This window comes from Pseudocnuella soli (assembly GCF_004347775.1).
Taxonomy (GTDB): Bacteria; Bacteroidota; Bacteroidia; order Chitinophagales; family Chitinophagaceae; genus Flavisolibacter; species Flavisolibacter aquaticus.
In genome coordinates this window covers 3,433,402-3,451,272 of the sequence record NZ_CP037755.1, presented here as the reverse complement: position 1 = coordinate 3,451,272, position 17,871 = coordinate 3,433,402, and the positions used below count along the sequence as shown (strand labels likewise).

Below are 17,871 nucleotides of genomic sequence, written 5' to 3'. Positions count from 1 at the left end.
TAGTAGCATGTTTGAGCCGGAACTTATTTCAAAACCCGAAATCCTCTGGCATGTTTTTGTTGGCCTGCATTGCGTTGCCCTGCTAATTCCTCATTTTTAGTTTACTTTAGGCACAATTAAGCCCATGGCCAGAATTTTACTTTTCCTGTTCCTTTTTTCCCTTGCCGCCTGCGGCAATAACAGCAATGCTCCGGGCGACGATGCCGAAGAAGCAGAGGGCTATTCGGGTTTTGGCGATTTGTTTAAAAATGAAAGCTTGCCCTATCAATTAACTGATACAGCCTTGTTGGAAAATAAAGACACCACGCAGATCCGGTTGCCCGAGTTTTTAAGCCTGGTGCCCGACAGCCTTCGTGCCGAATTGTTTGGCGCAAAAGCAAAGGTGCGCTACACACCCATGGCACGGTTTGAAGGCAGCAAAGGAACATTCTTTTTGGTAAATGCAAGTGGCGGCAACAAGCGTGCTGCCCTCATGGCGGTTGCGGAAGGTGACCAGTTTAAAGCAGTGTTGCCTTTTTTAGTGCCTGATAACAACAGCAAAACGGTGCAGGTGTCGGTGCTGGACAAAAACATGTCTGTGCTGCGCACCATTACCGAACGCATGCAGGATGATGTGCCGGCCGAAGGGAAGGATGTGTTTACCTACACCGCTGCTACCAGCCGGTTCGACCTGGTGATGACCGACCCGCTGCACCCCGATGATGTGGAACTGATCAACCCGATTGATACACTGGCCCGCACCCATAAATGGGCAGGCGATTACCAGCAGGACAAGAAAAATATTGTTTCGGTTAGGGATGGCCGTAAGCCTGATCTGCTGACCGTATTTATTCATATTGAAAAGAAAAATGGTGCTTGCACCGGCGAAATAAAAGGCGATGTGCAAATCCTTTCGCCCACTACCGCCATATTCCGCCAGCCCGGTGAGCCCTGTGTACTCAACCTCACGTTTACAAAAACCGGCGTGACTTTGGAAGAGGAGGAAGGCTGCGGATCGAAAAGAGGCATTGAATGTTCTTTCGATGGAAAATTTCCCCGAAAGAAAGAAGCCAAGAAAAAAACAGGTGACCAAAAAAAGGTTTCTGCCTGATTGAAATGATGAGGTTGTATGACGAAATAATTTGTGTATCCGGTACACGCTTCGTCAAAATTTGCGTTTATTTGTTCTTTAAACTCCGTTCATATGGATTTCAGAAAATATAAGGTTCCTTATCCTATTGATGATCGCTACAGCCGCCAGGTGGCTTATTTCTCAATGGAATTTGCGGTGCACCAGCCGCTCAAAATTTATAGTGGCGGACTCGGCTTTTTGGCCGGATCGCACATGCGTAGTGCTTACGAATTGCGCCAAAACCTGATAGGCATTGGCATTCTTTGGAAATACGGTTATTACGACCAGGTACGCAACCAGGACCAAACTCTGCAGGTTACCTGGATGGAAAAGCAATACAGCTTTTTGGAAGATACCGGTATCAAGTTTTCGATCACTGTGCACGAACACCCAGTGTGGGTAAAGGTTATGTACCTGCCGCCCACAACCTTTAATTCGGCGCCGCTGTTCTTGATGACGACCGATATCCCGGAGAACGATTACGTGTCGCAAACCATTACCCACCGCCTGTACGATGCCAACGTGGCAACAAAGGTGGCGCAGTTTATCCTGCTGGGTGTGGGCGGTGCACGCCTGCTCGACGAGATTGGTTTTACACCGGATGTATATCACCTCAACGAAGCACACGCTGTTTCAGCAGGTTTTTACCTGTACCGCAAGTTCAACAACAACCTGGCTGAAGTACAAAAGCGTATGGTGTTTACCACCCACACTCCTGAAGAAGCCGGCAACGAAAAACACGACATTTATCTGTGTCATAAAATGAGTTATTTCTGCGGCCTATCGGTTGACGAAGTACGCAAGCTCACCGGAATGCCCGATGACCAGTTTAACCACTCACTGGCTGCATTGCGGTTTGCCCGCATTGCCAATGGTGTGTCGCAGTTGCACGGTGAGGTAAGCCGCGATATGTGGAGCAAGTACGACAACATTGCGCCCATTCTTTCCATCACCAATGCGCAAAACTGGCAATACTGGGCCGACAAAGCCTTATATCGTTTCCGCGAAGATGGCGACGATGTAGCGTTTGACGACCGCAAAAAATGGATGAAAAAACGGGCCTTTGAAATCGTTGCCGATCAAACCGGCAAGATCTTCAACCCGAATGTATTTACCATTGTTTGGGCACGCCGCTTTGCCGGTTATAAAAGAGCGGGCCTCATTGCAACAGATGAAAAGCGTTTTGAAGCACTGCTCACCAATGCTAAATACCCGGTGCAGATTATTTGGGCAGGCAAACCTTACCCACTCGATTACCCGGCTATCTCCGAGTTTAATCACCTGGTACACCTGAGCAAACGCCATAAGAACGTGGCGGTGATGATTGGATACGAACTGGGCCTAAGCAAACGCCTGAAACAAGCTGCCGACTGCTGGTTAAATAATCCCCGCGTTCCCCGCGAAGCATCGGGCACCAGCGGCATGACGGCAGCGATGAACGGCGCGGTGAATTTCTCGACCAACGACGGCTGGATCCCGGAATTTGTACACCACGGCAACAATGGTTTTGTAGTGCCTCCGGCCAACTACCACCAAATGAGTGTGCAAGAGCAGGATCAATACGACCTGGACCAGTTGTATGAAATTTTGCAAAAAGAAGTGCTGCCGCTGTACTACGACGACCGCGACACCTGGCGCCAGATTGTAAAGAACGGCATGCGTGATGTGTGGCTGCAGTTTGACAGCAACCGGATGGCCAATGAGTACTACGAGATGTTGTACCAGGAGTACCACAACGTGGAAGCCACTTATTGATCGAACAATTTATTTTAAAATAAAAAAAGCCCCTGCATTCAGCAGGGGCTTTTTTTGTGCCAGCTACCTCATCTATTGCATTGATTATTAAAGCTCTGCGTTTGCAGGCGGCACGAAATTTATATTAAACCTAATCTGTTCAACCAGCCGCCGGGCAATAGATTTTATAATTCCTGATAACGACTTAAAACAGCCGGTGGCCATTTTTTTACGGACTTAAAAGAAAAAGGTAGGATTATGCTAGCAATGAATTATCGCGGCACCAGGCGAGTCCGCGTTAGCCAAAAGCCGATGCCTGAAATACTGCACCCGCAGGATGTGATTGTGCGGGTAACGCGTTCCTGCATTTGCGGATCGGATTTGCACCTGTACAACGGCAACGTGCCCGACACCAGGGTAGGCACCACGTTTGGGCACGAGTTTACCGGCATTGTGGAAGAAGTGGGTGGCGATGTTACCAAGCTCAAAGTTGGCGACCATATTTTGGTGCCGTTTAATATTGCATGCGGCACCTGTGTGTTTTGCCAGCAGGAGTTGTTTGGCAACTGCCACGAATCGAACCCGCAGGCAACAGCGGTGGGCGGCATTTTCGGTTACTCACACACCGCCGGTGGCTACGATGGCGGCCAAGCCGAGTATGTGCGGGTGCCCTATGCCAATGTGGGCCCCACCATTATTCCCGAAGGCATGGATGTGGATGATGCAGTTATGCTTACCGACGTGACGCCTACCGGGTACCAGGCCGCGGAAATGGCGGGCATTCAAAAAGGGGATACCGTGATGGTATTTGGCGCCGGCCCCGTAGGCATCATGGCAGCACGCTGTGCGTGGCTGTTTGGGGCACACCGGGTTATCATCATTGACCATGTGGAATATCGCCTCGAGTTTGCACGGCAATACGCCAAATGCGAAGCATACAATTTCCGGTCGCTGGGCGATGTGGTGCTTTTTGCCAAAAAAACAACCGATGCGCTGGGCGCCGATGTGTGCATTGATGCTGTAGGTGCCGAAGCTGCCGGCAATGCATTGCAAACCATCACCGGCCGCAAAACCTTACTGCAGGCGGGCTCTGCCACTGCACTGCATTGGGCTATCAATTCGGTAAAAAAAGGCGGCATCATTTCCGTAGTGGGTGTATATGGCCCCACCGATAACCTGGTGCCGATTGGTAATGTAGTTAACAAAGGGCTGACTATTCGCGCCAACCAGGCTTCGGTAAAAAGATTGTTGCCCCGGCTGATCGAGCATGTGCAAAACGGTGTGCTTGATCCCAAAGGATTGATCACGCACCGCATTCCACTGGAAGATGTTGCCGATGGCTACCGCATTTTCTCCGATAAGCTGGACAACTGCGTGAAGCCTGTTTTGATACCTCCTTCTGCCAGAATGTAAAATGTAAACATCATGGAAAAAAGACCATTTGAAAATAACCGCGGGTCGGAACGGCCCGATATAAAAGGGTGGGGCATTGATGCCGATCCTAAGAACGATCCCACATATCCCTACAAACACCGCAACAATGGTGAGCACAAGGGGTACACCTGGGAGCGGCCACCGCTGCAGCCCGTAACAGTGGAAGTATTGCACTCCAACGAACGGCCAAATATTACGGCTGTTTTTGGAACCACTTCACCGCCCACGGGTTTGAGCGGCGCCATCCGGCGATTTGCATTTAAATACAGCGAAAACAGCTATGGGCACTGGTTGCCGCTGCTGCTGGCCGACCGTGTAAATGCGGTAGAAGGCGTGCTCGACGATATACGGCACGGGCATTTTCCCAACATTTTTGCCGAAAAAGGCTACAAGGGAAAATGGAAACATGACCCCGCCGGCACGGCAGCCCGAATAGGCATGATTGTGGGCGTGGCTGCGTTGGCCTTTTGGTGGTTTACCCGCGATGACGATGATGATTAGTATCATTAAAAATGGCTGCCCGTTTCGGGCAGCCATTTTTGTTTTTATTAAAATGAATTTGTCGTCATTTACCTGATCCGTACATATTGCTCGATGTTGATGCGGTTGACGCCTGCACTTTCCACCACTTCGGTTCCTTGCTGGGTCAGCGTATCACCTTTAAATGAAAGGGTAAAAGTAAAATCATTTCCTTCCCAATCACGGGCGGTGCAATACTCCAGGCTTTCAGTGTAGGTGTTGCCGGTTAAAGTATAGGTGCCACCACCTGCTACAAACACCGCTGCGCTACTATCTTTCCCTTTTTTCAGATCGTGGTTGAGGAATGCAAAATGCGTGTCGTTGATAATTTTGATAAACGAACTGTTGTTCGTGTAATCAGTCACCACGGTATCGTTTTCCTGGATGGTTGTTCCTTTCAGCAACTTCCAGGTACCCACCAGGGGATGTACGGGGTCAAGCTCTTTTTCCGCCGCCGGCTCCGAGTTACAGGCTGCCAGTAACACAACAACGATTGGGACAATCAATGATTTCAAAATGGTTGGTTTTAGCTTACGGTATTGAATATACGCCGCTTCGTTTAACCCATCGAGCAATTATGGAAATGCCGTTTTGTAAAAATCGAAAAATCATTGACCGCCAAACATGGCCGTAATTTCCTCGATGCTGCGAGCATCGGGGTAAAACTGCAGCAGCCTGCGAATCACATCTTCCACCACTGCGTCGGGGCAAGATGCACCGCTGGTGATTAGGATGCTTATGGGTTGTTGAGCCGGCAAAAAGTTGTGGGTAACAAGTTCCTGCTTGTTGTGAAAATCGTAGTGTTGGATGGTTTGTTGCGACAGGATTTTTGCCTCGCTGCTGATGTAATAAGTGGGCAATTGCTCCTCGCACAGTTCCACCAGGTGCGATGTGTTGGACGAATTATATCCACCCACTACAATCGCCAGGTCAGCCGGTGTTTGCAACATGCCGGTAACGGCACCCTGGTTGTCGTTGGTGGCATAGCACAGCGTATCGCGGGTATCGGCAAACCGTTCTTTTACCTGGTTGTCTTGCAGGCCAAAATGCTGTACCATCACTTCCTTCAGGTAATCGGCAATGGCCTGTGTGTCGGAGGCGAGCATGGTAGTTTGGTTCACCACACCAATCCGTTGCAGGTGCTGTTGCACTTCGAAACCAGGCGAGTATTGTCCTTCAAATTCGGTGTAAAAATCAGCAGCCGGTTTTTCACCCGTGATGTATTTAGCCAGCTCAATGGTTTGCGCCATGTTTTTTACCACCACCGACGGCGCATTGGCCGCGGCATGCGAAAAGGTGGCACGGGTTTCTTCATGCGATGGCTTGCCGTGGATGATGATGGTGTAGCCGTTTTTCGCAATCACTTCGCTGCGGTTCCAAACTTTTTCCACAAATGGGCAGGTCGTATCGTAGCGCTCCACCTGGATGCCAATATTGCGCAATTGCGCTTCAATGGCGAGGGTGGCGCCAAAAGCCGGGATCAGCACAATATCATCGGCAGTGAGGGTTTCAAAATCAATGATCGGCTGCCCTTTATTATCCTGTAAAAACTGAACGCCGCGGCCCTTCAGGTCGGCGTTTACCTGTGGGTTGTGGATCATTTCGGAAAGCAAAAAAATGCGTTTGCCGGGATTTTCATCTATGGTGCGAAAAGCAATATCAATGGCATTTTCCACGCCGTAACAAAAACCAAAATGCCGGGCCAGGTAAATGCGCAGCGGGCCAAAATCGAGCAGGGTAGGCGAGAAGTCGCGTTTAAGTCGGTCTTCCTCCTTGCGTCTTTTTTTAATGGCCGAAATCAGCGGGCTGCGGTACATCACCGGAACATCGAAGCTTTTCATGCAGGCTTTTGTTTTTGCAGAGCAAAGGTAACGAGGAATGGCGGTGGGGAAAAAGGCAAAATGCAAAAGTCATTATTGCGAAATGTGCATGCTGCACGATGTGCCTTTTCTGTAAAACAATTTCATAATTCAAATGTGTATTCGTCACACATTTGTTCCTTTTTCCTCCTTAATTTCGGGACCTAAACTTTTTGCCATGATGAAACGGGCGATATTTACCGGGTTGGCAGCTGCTACGTTGCTGTCCTGTTCCGTTAACAAAAAAATCAACACTGCTACAATGGAGACCGTTCCTAATTCATTAGCCTGGATACAGCACACCAACATTTACGAAGTAAACCTGCGGCAATACACGCAGGAAGGCACCATAAACGCATTTGCCAAAAACCTGCCCCGCCTAAAGGATATGGGCGTAAAAACGCTTTGGTTCATGCCTATTACGCCCATTGCGCAGAAAAATAAGAAAGGTAGCCTCGGCAGCTATTATGCGGCGGCAGATTACACTTCGGTAAGCCCCGAGTTTGGCACCATGGATGACTGGAAGGCTTTTGTGCGCCAGGCCCACGATATGGGTTTCAAGGTGATCATTGACTGGGTGGCCAACCACACCGGTTGGGACCATGTATGGACCAAAACGCACCCCGACTGGTATGAAAAAGATTCGGCCACCAATGATTTTAAAAAAGCCTCGGGCATGGACGATATCATTGAGCTGGATTTTAAAAATCCGAAGCTGCGCCGCGCTATGATCGACGCGATGAAGTTTTGGGTTACGGAAACCGGCATCGATGGATTCCGCTGCGACCTGGCCTTTTGGGTGGAACTGGATTTTTGGGTGGAAGCAAAAAAAGAACTGCAACAGGTAAAGCCCTTGTTCTGGCTGGGCGAGCTGGACCCGCTGGACAATCCCGACTATATGCAGGTGTTTGATGCAGCATACACTTGGAAATTCATGCACCGGGCCCGGGAATTTTACCAGGAACGCCGCCCGGTTTCTTCGCTGGACAGCGTGTTGAACGAATACCAGGCCGCGCCGGGTATGCAGGCATGGTTTACCACTAACCACGACGAGAACAGCTGGAACGGCACCGAGTATGAAAAATATGGCGAAGCAGCACTGCCGCTGGCCGTGTTTTCGGCTACCTGGCCGGGTTTGCCGCTGTTGTATTCGGGACAGGAACTGCCCAACAACAAACGCCTGGAATTTTTCGAAAAAGACGTGATCCAATGGAACGGAAATTACCAGCTCCACGATTTTTACAAAAGGCTGCTTACCCTGCACGCAACGCATCCGGCGCTCAACGGCAACGACCAGGTGGCACCCGTGCAGCGCCTGCATACCAATGCCGACGGGCAGGTGCTTGCTTACCTGCGCACCAAGGGCGACCGTCAGGTGCTGGTGCTGCTCAATCTTTCTGGCACAGCGACCACAGTTCAATTGCCGGCTGGCGCAGTTGGTGGCACATTTCAAAATGTTTTTGCCGGCAATAAAATTGAGTTGGCTAACCAACAATCTTTGGAGTTGAAGCCGTGGCAGTATTTGGTTTATGAAAAATAGAAACCGGTGATTGGCGGGGATTAAGAAAGCATTTATTGGGAGTTGTTGGATTGGGTTTTAAAGATGATGCTCTTCAGAAGGCAGAGCACATCAGGTTATAATGATTTCACTATTTTAAAAATGTGCATGAGTAGTTTGCAAAATGTTCCAAACAAATAAAATATACATTCAGCTTTTTCGCAACAAGGTAAGGGTGGTGAATCTGGAATCTGGTGTGGAGGCGACAACGATCGCAACTGAGCCGTTTTCGACCCAAAGAAGTGTTCTAAGCAGTTTTGGCCCCGCAGATAAGGCGGTTCGGGTAGCGATAAAGGATTTAGGACTAAAATTTAGTTTGCTTAAAACGCGGGGTGTAATCCAGCAAATGGAAGATACCCAAGGCGGACTCACAGACATTGAAAAAAGAGCATTGAGAGACTTGGCAGAAAATGCTGGCGTTGGCGTAGTCTATATCAATGATGGTGAGCAACGTTTGACCAATGAAGAGGCGCTTTCGTTCATGGAAAAAAGAAACCGTTCAAAGAGCCCTTTTTAAAGCAGACGAGGCGGAGCATTTGCGGTAACATTTATCTGTAATTTGAAGGATGTGATTTTAGACAAAGTCTAATAATCAATCATTGCAAAAGAAAAAGGCTGCTATAAAAGCAGCCCTTTTCTTTATTTGAAATTGATCATTACAATCCTTCCAAATCATACAAATCACCGGTTCCTTGGTTATTGCTCCAAGTTCAACGGATAAGTGTACATGCCGTCGTAGCCGGGATAAATGCCTTCCAGCCGCACCGAGCCTTTCGATTGGCTCAGGGCTTTGGTCAGGTCGTCAACCGAAGCAATATCTGCACCGTTTACCGAAGTGATCACAAATCCTTCGCCCATGCGGGTACGGCTGAGGGCGCCACCCTGGGTGATTTTGCGCACCTGCACACCACCGGCAATGCCGTATTCGCGGGATGCGGTTTTATCCAATGAAACCAGCTCAGCACCCAAACGGCTGCCCAGGTTTACACCGGCAACATCAGCAAACGTGCCTGCTTTTTTCTTCAGCTCCACCTGTGTATTGTACTCTTTACCACTACGGGTGTAGGTTACCGGGATTTTATCGCCGGGGCGGAACGAAGCCAGTTGTGCACTCATTTGCAATCCGGAGCTAACGCTAACGTTGTTTACTTTAGTAATCACGTCGCCCTTGCGGATGCCGGCACCAAAGGCACCACCATCTTCCGAAACGGCCGAAACATACACACCGCCAGTACTGGTAGGAATGCCCAGCTGTTTGATCTGGTCTTCGCTCATGTCATCCGTAGCGTAGTACGAAATGCCAAGGTAACCGCGCTGTACATCGCCAAAGCGAACAATGTCTTCAACAATCTTTTTTACAATGTTTACCGGGATGGCAAACGAGTAACCGGCATAAGTTCCGTTAGGAGCAAGAATAGCCGAGTTGATACCAATCAGCTCACCATTGGTGTTCACCAATGCGCCACCACTGTTGCCCTGGTTTACGGCAGCATCGGTTTGAATGAACGATTCAACCGGCGATTCGCCTGCGGCGGTTTGCCTGCGGTTGATGTTGATGGTACGGCCGGTTGCGGAAATGATACCGGCAGTAACCGTAGTTTCCAGCGTCAGCGGATAACCAACAGCCATTACCCATTGGCCCAGTTGCAGGTTGGCTGTGTTGCCATAAACAAGAAAGGGAAACTTGTTGCCGTCAATCTTCAACACCGCCAGGTCACTGTTCGGGTCGCGGCCAATCAGTTTTGCCTTGTATGTTTTTTTATTGTGCAGCGTTACATTTACTTCCGACGCCACACCGCCACCACCATCAGAAATTACGTGGTTGTTGGTAACAATATAGCCATCTTCAGAGATCAGCACACCACTGCCAGATGCACGCTGCTCGGGCACCACGTTGGGGCCGTAGCCAAACAGGTCATCAAACAGGTCATCGAACATACCATTGCCATTGCCGCGGCGGCTGGGCACATTATTGGTTTGCTTGCGGGCGGGTATTTTTGTGCGGATGTGTACCACAGCAGGTACTGCAGTATTAGCAGCACGGGTCAGGTCCACTACATCTGCCGAACTGGCCTTGCCATCAAAAAAGCCTGCATAATTTGCAGGAACGCCGGTGCCAAAATTGCCGATCTGGTCGCCTTTCTTAGCTGAAATTTTTTCGTATCCCCAAACGCTGAGCACCGCGGAGGCCGCGCTAACCAGCACGATCAGGGCTATTTGCTTCACTTTCATTTGTCTCGGGTTTATTAAGTTTATTTATTGGTTCAAATTACGTGCCTTGCCGGTGTAAATTAAAACACAATTCGGCTCTTTGAAAACGGTTGCGCCTGTTTAACAAATGATTTACTAAGGTCTTCGTAGTTCTTGATTTGGTTCAAGACTTTAGCTTGACAACAAACAAGAGTGGCATTTGGGTTGGTGATCGAACCGGTTTCTGTCGTTAAAAAATCTAACCGGGCAACTCGAGCCATCATCCTTTAGCCGCTACAACTTATTTAAAAATTCCATGGTATCCACGCCGTCGGCAAAATCGCAGATGCCAGGAACCTGTGCCGCACCAAAAGGCGTGTGGTGCCGGCCCGTAACACATTGGATCGATTCGTTTTCGGAAAGTGCGGCAGCAACATCGGCTGCATTTTTATAAAACTCGTAGTGCACCTGCGAGATCGGTGCAAATGGCGACGGGTCTTCTACCAGCAAAATGCTGCCATTGGTCATGTAGTACCGGTTGTTGATAATGTGCCCTGCCAGTTGGTAGTCGTAATTATTTTTAAACTTGTTGTGGTCGCCGAGGTTGCTGTATTTGCGCAGCGCATCCAGCAGCGGCACAAAATCATATCCTTCCGGTACATACAGTTTGGTTACGTTGCGGCAGCCCAATCCAAAATAAAGGTGGATGTCATCAGCCAGCTGTTCGAGTTCCCGTTCGGTTTCTTCGCCGGTCAACACCGCTACTGATGTACGATTGCGGCGAATGATGTGCGGATATTTTGCAAAATAATGCTCGAAGTACCGCCCCGAATTATTGCTGCCCGTAGCAATGTATGCATCGCAACCTTTGAGCAGGGGCAAAATGGCCACAGTGTCGGATGTTTCCGGTGCCCACTCGTGTAGCTGTTGCACAATGTGGCCGATCAGCGCTTCATCTTTTGATGAGGGTTTAATGAGTGCAGTATGCCCCGACAAAAACACGCATAGAAAATCGTGGAAGCCAACCAGCGGAATATTGCCTGCCATTACGATCCCCACTTTTTTAGGCAACGCCCGCTCTTGGGGCAGGTTGTAGCGTTGCGCCAATTCATCCAGTTGGTGCGGTTGCAAAAAATGGTCAACAATATTTTTTATCGCCAGGTCAACAAATTGCTCAATAAACCAGTTGTTATCCAGGTAGGCTTTGCGTTTGGCCATTTGCCAGCCTTCGCTATTGCCCTGCATGTAGTTTCCAAGGCGCACCAATAAATCTTTCCGTTGCGTAAGCGTCATTGCGGTATAATATTTTGTAATAAAACTGCCGGGCACAAATAGCGGCCGCACAGTGGATTTTTGACCCCTGTGGCTTAAATTTGTGGCACAAAAATAATTCCCGACCAACTAAACAAGCACTATGGCTATCAAGATAACAGACGAGTGTATCAACTGCGGGGCCTGCGAACCGGAATGCCCGAACAATGCAATTTATGAAGGGGGAGTGGAATGGGCCATAACCGATGGCACCAGTGTAAAAGGAAAGTTTACTTTAATTGACGGAGCGGTGATTGATGCCGACAAGCGCAACAGTCCCATTTCGGTGGATACTTATTATATCGTGCCCAGCAAATGCACCGAGTGCCAGGGCTTTCACGAGGAGCCGCAGTGTGCTGCCGTTTGCCCGGTAGACTGCTGTGTGCCGGATGAAATGTACCAGGAAACGGTTGATGAGCTGTTGGCTAAAAAAGAAAGGTTGCACCTGTAAATTTCTTTAGTATCTTACAGTACTTATTACAGCGAAAGCTGTACGTTAAGCCGGTGATATTTCCGGTATAAAGGTGAGGGGTTTTACTCTTCACCTTTCTTATTTTAAAAGGCATTAAAACTTGCAACAAAAGCGGCGGTATAAGTTGCGCAGCATAAATTCGCCACAGAAAATTTTGTTTACCTGATGAAGCAACGCATTGCATTGGTCACCGGCGGCTATTCCGGCGAGTCGGTCATTTCTTATAAATCGGCAGCAACCATTTACCAGCACCTCGACAAAGAGCAATTTGATGTGTATGTCATTGACATCAACCCCGAAGGCTGGTTTTATGTTCGGGATGGGCAGCGCATTGCCCCGGTTGATAAAAATGATTTTTCGGTTATCCTTGACAGTAAGCAGGTAACGTTCGATGCCGTGTTTATTGGCCTGCACGGCACGCCTGGCGAAGACGGAAAGCTGCAGGGATATTTCGATATGCTGCACATTCCGTACACATCCTGCAATGCAGCTACCTCCGCACTTACCTTTAATAAACGCTACACGGTAGCTGTCGCAGCAATGGCCGGCATCCCGGTGGCGCCATCGGTGCATCTTTTTGCACATACACCATACAATGCAACCGAAATTTTGCAGCAATTAAAATTGCCCGTTTTTGTAAAACCAAACAACGGCGGGTCTTCAATTGGCATGAGCAAAGTGAAAGTTGCAGAAGAACTGCAACCAGCTATTGAAAAAGCATTTGCCGAAGACAAGCAGGTGCTGGTGGAGCAAATGATCAGCGGCCGCGAGTTTACCGTAGGTGTTTTTAAAACCGGCGGCAACATACAAGTGCTGCCCATTACCGAGGTGGAAGCCAAAAATGATTTCTTTGACTTTGAAGCCAAATACCACGGCGCCAGCACCGAAACCACGCCGGCGCAAATGCCCGCAGCCTGGCAGTACCAAATTGAAGCCACTGCCAAAAATATTTACGCAGTGTGCAACTGCAGTGGCGTGGTGCGTATTGATTTTATATATGATGAGGCAGCCGGCAAGGCGTATATGCTGGAAATAAACACGGTGCCCGGACAAAGCGAGGCCAGTATTATTCCGCAGCAGGTAAGGGCCAAAGGCTGGAATCTGCAGGATTTTTACACCGCGCTGCTGCAGGAGGCTTTAGCAAAGCACTAACCCCGGCCCTGCGAACTTTGTTTATATTGCGCCCCAAATTACTCCAAACTGAATGTTTAAGCTCATAACGCGGCAACCGCTGATTGTAAACATACTGGCAGGGTTGCTCTTTATTTTTATACTGGGCCTGATTTTCGTGCAGTCGCTCAACTGGATCACCCACCACGGCGAAGCCAAAACAGTGCCTTCGGTGCTGAACAAGCATATTTCGGAGGTGCTGGAGCTGCTGGAGGAGCAAGGGTTTGAAGTGGTGATCCAGGACTCGATCTACAACGAAAAATTAAAGCCCGGCATGGTAACGAAGCAGGTGCCGGAGCCCGACGATGTGGTGAAAGTAAACCGCACCGTTTATATTACCGTGAACCGCACATTGCCGCCCGAAATTGACATGCCCAACCTGTTGGGTTATTCGTTTCGCAATGCCGAGATGGTGCTGAACAACATGGGCCTGAAGCTGGGCGACACTACCTTTAAACCTGATTTTGCCAAAAACTCGGTGCTGGATCAAACCTATAATGGCAACCGCATTGCGCCAGGCACCAAGATCCGCATGGGCAGCACCATTTCGCTGGTGCTGGGCAGCGGCATTGGCAACATCGACCTGACGGTACCTAACCTGGTGGGCCTGACTTACGAGGAAGCCCAGGCGCTGCTCGATGCCGAAGGACTGATCATGGGCTCGGTGGTGGCCGACCCGATGGTGCGGGATACCGCGCTGGCTTTTGTGCAACGGCAGAGCCCGGGTGCTAAAACCGAAAATGGTTTCCAGTTGCGCATCCGTCCCGGCCAGATGATTGATGTGTGGCTGAGCGTAGACCGCCCGGTAAAAGACAGCACCGGCGGCAGTTCTTCATTTTCGCCAAATGCAAACGAATAATATGAAATCGATAACCGTAGAACAACTAAAAGAAAAGCTGGACGCCGGCGAAAAAATAAACCTGATCGATGTGCGGGAACCCAACGAATACGCCGAGGCCAACCTGGGTGGGCAACTGGTGCCGCTGGGTAAAATTCAAACCATGCAGATCGAAGAGCTGGAAGACCTGAAAGACGAGCCAGTGATTGTGCATTGCCGCAGCGGCAAACGCAGCATGATGGCATGCATGGTGCTGGACCAAGTTGGTTTTAAAGATACCTATAACCTGGAAGGCGGCATTTTGGAATGGATGGAAAAATATGGTGCCGCTAAATAAAACAGCCGACCAAAAGAGAACATCTCTACTATGAATGATAATTAAAAAGCCGGCGCTAGCGCCGGCTTTTTAATTTGTAGTGAGTACGACGTTAAATTACAACTTAATGGTAACACCCGCCATAAAGTTGCGGCCCGCCATCGGGAAATAATAGTTTTCCGATGTTACTGCGTTGCCGGTAAAATAGCTGAACGTGTATCCGTTCGGCGTGTACATTTTGTCGAGCACATTGTACACCTGGCCTACGAGGTTTATTTCTTTCAAGCCCGCCACTTTTACGGCATAACGCACCTGCGCATCGGCCACAAAAAAGCCGTCCAGGCTGCGGCTCCGCTGCTGGGTATTGTCCAAGTATTGGCGGCCCACATGTTTACCAAAAATCACCACTGCCAAATCTCTAATAGGCGTCAGGGTCAGTTGCGCACCACCCACCACCCGCGGCGAAAAAGCAATATCGGTTTCCTTGTAGTTAGTGGTTTTCTGCCCGCCGTTGTCAAAATCGTCTACAAACTCGGTAAAGTTTTGCACCTTGTTGCGGCTCAATGCCAGGTTGGCGCTGACCTGTGCCCAGTTAGTCAATCGCGCTGCACCTTGCAGTTCTAAGCCGAGGCGGTAACTTTCTTTAATATTTGTACGGGTGTAGGCGCCTACATCATTGATCTGGCCGGTTAGCACTAGCTGGTCTTTGTAGTGCATATAATATCCGGTAATGCCCCAATTATAGTTTTTGGCTTTTTGCTCAATGCCCAGTTCCAGGTCGCCCAGTTTTTCCGGCCTTGGTTGTTGCTCAGCGCCGGTTTCAAAATCATCGCGGTTGGGCTCTTTCTGCGCAATGCTGTACGACGCATAGCCCATCAGCGTGCCTTTTTGATAGGTCAATCCAAGCTTGGGATTAAAAAACAGGTATTGGTTGTTCACGCCCAGCGCCGGGTTTTCGCGGAAGCCGTCGATGCGATAGCGCACTGTACGCAACTGCAGGTCGGTGTAACCATACCAGTTGGCCGCCAATTGCTGTTGCCATTTGCCATACACCGTTGCATCGTTTTTCCATGCGTCGTTGTTGTACCAGCGGTGGGTCGGTTCGGGCATGCCATTTTTCGCCCAGATCACGTCGCCAAAATGGTTGCCAATGTATTTGGTAACCGATCCGCCAAAAGTTGCCTCGGTGCCGGCCCGGTTGTATTGTAGCGAGAACACATTGCCGTAATATTCGTTTTTCAGCCACAACTGCCGCACCAGGTCGGTGCTGGTAACGGCGGTGCCATCCAACGTTGGGTTGGGCAACCCATAATCCTCATAATCGCGGTCGGCCTTGTATTGTTCATAATAGCCGCGGCCTTTTACATAAAAAATGCCAGTGTTGAACAGCAGCCCTGTGCCCAGTTTCTGGGTCAGAAAAAGCTGGTAATGGTCTTGGCGGTAGTTATCGGTTTCGTTGTGGTAAGGCGTTCCCGGCTTTTCCATGCCCGAGTAGTTAATGCGGCGGTTCGTTTTTAGGTCGGCCTCGCTGATGCCGTTCCAGGCTTGGTAGGTTTTTTCCCGGCCCGAAAAAGTAATGAACCGCATACCGGTATTGCCCTTTTCAAAGTTGGTGGCAAAATAATACGACTTGAGGTCGCTGGTGGCCCGGTCCACATAGCCGTCCGAGGTAATATTGGAAAGCCGCACATCTGCGGTAAAATATTTACCTATAACCCCGGAACCCAGCCGCAGCGTATTTTTCCAGGTGTTGAACGAGCCGTAGCTGTTGGCCAGTTCAGCGTAGGGCAGTTTGTTGTCTTCGGCCGTGCTCATATTGATGGTAGCACCAAATGCGCCGGCCCCGTTCGATGAAGTGCCCGCGCCGCGCTGCACCTGTATGGTGGCCGCCGACGAAGCAAAATCGGGCAGATTTACAAAAAATGAACCCTGGCTTTCCGCATCATTGAACGGAATGCCGTTCAGCGTTACGTTGATGCGGGTAGCATCCGTGCCACGGATACGAATGCCGGTGTAGCCCACGCCGGTGCCGGCATCGGAAGCCACCACCACGGCCGGAACCTGGTTGAGCAGGTAAGGCAGGTCTTGCCCCAGGTTTTTTTGCTCAATGTCGGCCCGCTTGAGGTTGGTTTTGGTAAAAGGCGCTTTGGTGCCGGCACGGGTGGCCCTTACTTCCACAGGCACCAACTCAGTGGTATCCTGCAAAGCCTCTTGGGCAAATGCGCCAGATGACGAAAACAAGAACAGAAAAAAAGTAATCCTTTTCATTTAGCTGAAATTTTCAAAAATGAAAGGGAAACACTAGGAGAGAGAAGTGAATAAAAGTTTTTAGTTATTTGTTCAGTGCTTCAGGCAGGACCAGCTGTTGCAGAAGTCCACGAACCGAAAAGACTGAATTATTAAACTAAAAAAATCCTCCCTGCGCAGGCATTACCCTGATCAGGTTCTACGGGTTTGATCTCAGACTTTTTCGTTGCAGAAAAAGACACCCCGGTAAACGCTGAAGAAATTTGTTTGCGCCGCAAAAATAAGGGTAAAAATTTTACTACCGGCCTGTAACCTTTTCTTTTGTGCGCCGTTGTACAGATAAACCAGCTTATATGAAACAATTGCTGACCACCATTCTTGCTGCTACCCTAATGTTCACCGCATCAGCCCAAAAAGTTATCAACGATCCCAACGTGGAAGTGCGCTCCGTAGGCTCTTTTACAGCATTGGATGTTTCCCACGCTTTTGAAGTGATCATTACCCAGGGCAATGAAGAAACCGTTGCTGTTAGCTCCAACATTGAGGGCGATAATAAAAACATCATCACCGAAACAAAAAACGGAAGGCTAAAGATCAGCTACCAGCAACAAGGAAAACGCTGGTATAAAAACCACCGTTTGAAAGCATACGTTTCGGTAAAAAATATTGAAGGCATCAAAGGCAGCGGCGCTACCAAATTTATCATTGAAGGCACGTTGGCCGCCACCAAACTCAACATCGATTTGAGCGGCGCCACCGATATGAAGGGAAAAGTAACCGTGAATCAGGAACTGCAACTGAATCTGAGTGGGGCATCTGATGTGACCCTTACCGGTGCTGCCGGTTCGATTGCGATTGATGCTTCGGGTGCCAGCGATGTAAAAGCCTTTGACCTCACTGCGGGTAATTGCAACATCAAAGCTTCCGGAGCCTGCAACATTCGCATTTCTGCGGAGAAAGAAATTTCTGCACAACTCAGTGGTGCCAGCAACGTGCAGTACCAGGGCAGCGCCATGATCCGCGACATTAAAACCAGCGGGGCCAGCAATATTTCCCGTAAATCATAAGTTGGAACAAATACATTGCACCAAAACTAATTTTCGAAAAAGCGC

Annotated in this window: 16 protein-coding genes and 1 riboswitch; of the genes, 11 read left to right on the top strand and 5 right to left on the bottom strand. The window is 49.4% G+C overall.

What is annotated here, in order from left to right; all coding sequences use genetic code 11:
* Positions 1-124 precede the first annotated feature (124 nt).
* The 4 genes from EPD17_RS14190 (at position 125) to EPD17_RS14175 (ending at position 4,780) form a co-directional block, all read left to right on the top strand.
* Positions 125-1,090: a hypothetical protein gene (locus tag EPD17_RS14190; RefSeq protein WP_132055221.1), complete on the top strand. Its 966-nt coding sequence runs from the start codon at positions 125-127 to the stop codon at positions 1,088-1,090.
* Between the two features lie 93 nt (positions 1,091-1,183).
* Positions 1,184-2,866 (top strand): alpha-glucan family phosphorylase, encoded by a 1,683-nt coding sequence (gene glgP, locus EPD17_RS14185; RefSeq protein WP_132055219.1) that lies wholly within the window; start codon positions 1,184-1,186, stop codon positions 2,864-2,866.
* A gap of 291 nt (positions 2,867-3,157) precedes the next feature.
* Positions 3,158-4,258, top strand: a complete 1,101-nt coding sequence (locus EPD17_RS14180; protein ID WP_240040631.1) for a zinc-dependent alcohol dehydrogenase — start codon at positions 3,158-3,160, stop codon at positions 4,256-4,258.
* A gap of 12 nt (positions 4,259-4,270) precedes the next feature.
* Entirely contained in the window at positions 4,271-4,780 is a 510-nt protein-coding gene (locus EPD17_RS14175) for a hypothetical protein (RefSeq protein WP_114233685.1), read from the top strand.
* A 68-nt stretch (positions 4,781-4,848) separates the two neighbouring features.
* Here EPD17_RS14175 and EPD17_RS14170 read toward each other — a convergent pair whose 3' ends face one another.
* Positions 4,849-5,313 (bottom strand): hypothetical protein, encoded by a 465-nt coding sequence (locus EPD17_RS14170; RefSeq protein WP_204743158.1) that lies wholly within the window; start codon positions 5,311-5,313, stop codon positions 4,849-4,851.
* A 93-nt stretch (positions 5,314-5,406) separates the two neighbouring features.
* A complete protein-coding gene (locus EPD17_RS14165; protein WP_132055218.1) occupies positions 5,407-6,639 on the bottom strand; it encodes a 4-hydroxy-3-methylbut-2-enyl diphosphate reductase in 1,233 nt (410 codons plus the stop codon).
* Positions 6,640-6,919: 280 nt separating this feature from the next.
* Here EPD17_RS14165 and EPD17_RS14160 point away from each other — a divergent pair, with 280 nt between their 5' ends.
* Positions 6,920-8,197, top strand: coding sequence for an alpha-amylase family glycosyl hydrolase (locus tag EPD17_RS14160; RefSeq protein ID WP_240040630.1), 1,278 nt, complete (start codon positions 6,920-6,922; stop codon positions 8,195-8,197).
* 193 nt (positions 8,198-8,390) lie between these two features.
* Complete coding sequence (locus EPD17_RS14155; RefSeq protein ID WP_132055216.1) at positions 8,391-8,732, top strand: hypothetical protein; 342 nt, start codon at positions 8,391-8,393, stop codon at positions 8,730-8,732.
* A 179-nt stretch (positions 8,733-8,911) separates the two neighbouring features.
* Here the strand turns inward: EPD17_RS14155 and EPD17_RS14150 are convergent, their stop codons facing one another.
* Together EPD17_RS14150 and EPD17_RS14145 are read right to left on the bottom strand one after the other, a co-directional pair.
* A complete protein-coding gene (locus tag EPD17_RS14150) occupies positions 8,912-10,447 on the bottom strand; it encodes a trypsin-like peptidase domain-containing protein (protein ID WP_114233688.1) in 1,536 nt (511 codons plus the stop codon).
* A 252-nt stretch (positions 10,448-10,699) separates the two neighbouring features.
* Positions 10,700-11,698 (bottom strand): acyl-CoA reductase, encoded by a 999-nt coding sequence (locus tag EPD17_RS14145; RefSeq protein ID WP_132055214.1) that lies wholly within the window; start codon positions 11,696-11,698, stop codon positions 10,700-10,702.
* A 121-nt stretch (positions 11,699-11,819) separates the two neighbouring features.
* Here EPD17_RS14145 and EPD17_RS14140 point away from each other — a divergent pair, with 121 nt between their 5' ends.
* The 4 genes from EPD17_RS14140 (at position 11,820) to EPD17_RS14125 (ending at position 14,533) form a co-directional block, all read left to right on the top strand.
* Positions 11,820-12,167 carry a 4Fe-4S dicluster domain-containing protein gene (locus EPD17_RS14140; RefSeq protein WP_114233690.1) on the top strand — a complete coding sequence of 116 codons (348 nt, stop codon included), beginning with the start codon at positions 11,820-11,822 and terminating at the stop codon, positions 12,165-12,167.
* A 186-nt stretch (positions 12,168-12,353) separates the two neighbouring features.
* Entirely contained in the window at positions 12,354-13,340 is a 987-nt protein-coding gene (locus EPD17_RS14135; protein WP_132055212.1) for a D-alanine--D-alanine ligase, read from the top strand.
* 52 nt (positions 13,341-13,392) lie between these two features.
* Entirely contained in the window at positions 13,393-14,217 is an 825-nt protein-coding gene (locus EPD17_RS14130) for a PASTA domain-containing protein (RefSeq protein ID WP_132055210.1), read from the top strand.
* Between the two features lies 1 nt (position 14,218).
* Positions 14,219-14,533 (top strand): rhodanese-like domain-containing protein, encoded by a 315-nt coding sequence (locus tag EPD17_RS14125; protein WP_132055208.1) that lies wholly within the window; start codon positions 14,219-14,221, stop codon positions 14,531-14,533.
* Between the two features lie 96 nt (positions 14,534-14,629).
* Here EPD17_RS14125 and EPD17_RS14120 read toward each other — a convergent pair whose 3' ends face one another.
* Positions 14,630-16,780: a TonB-dependent receptor gene (locus EPD17_RS14120; protein WP_132055206.1), complete on the bottom strand. Its 2,151-nt coding sequence runs from the start codon at positions 16,778-16,780 to the stop codon at positions 14,630-14,632.
* A gap of 131 nt (positions 16,781-16,911) precedes the next feature.
* Positions 16,912-17,015: riboswitch (TPP riboswitch) on the bottom strand.
* A gap of 97 nt (positions 17,016-17,112) precedes the next feature.
* Between EPD17_RS14120 and EPD17_RS14115 the strand changes: the two genes are divergently transcribed.
* Complete coding sequence (locus EPD17_RS14115) at positions 17,113-17,826, top strand: head GIN domain-containing protein (protein ID WP_132055204.1); 714 nt, start codon at positions 17,113-17,115, stop codon at positions 17,824-17,826.
* Positions 17,827-17,871 lie beyond the last annotated feature (45 nt).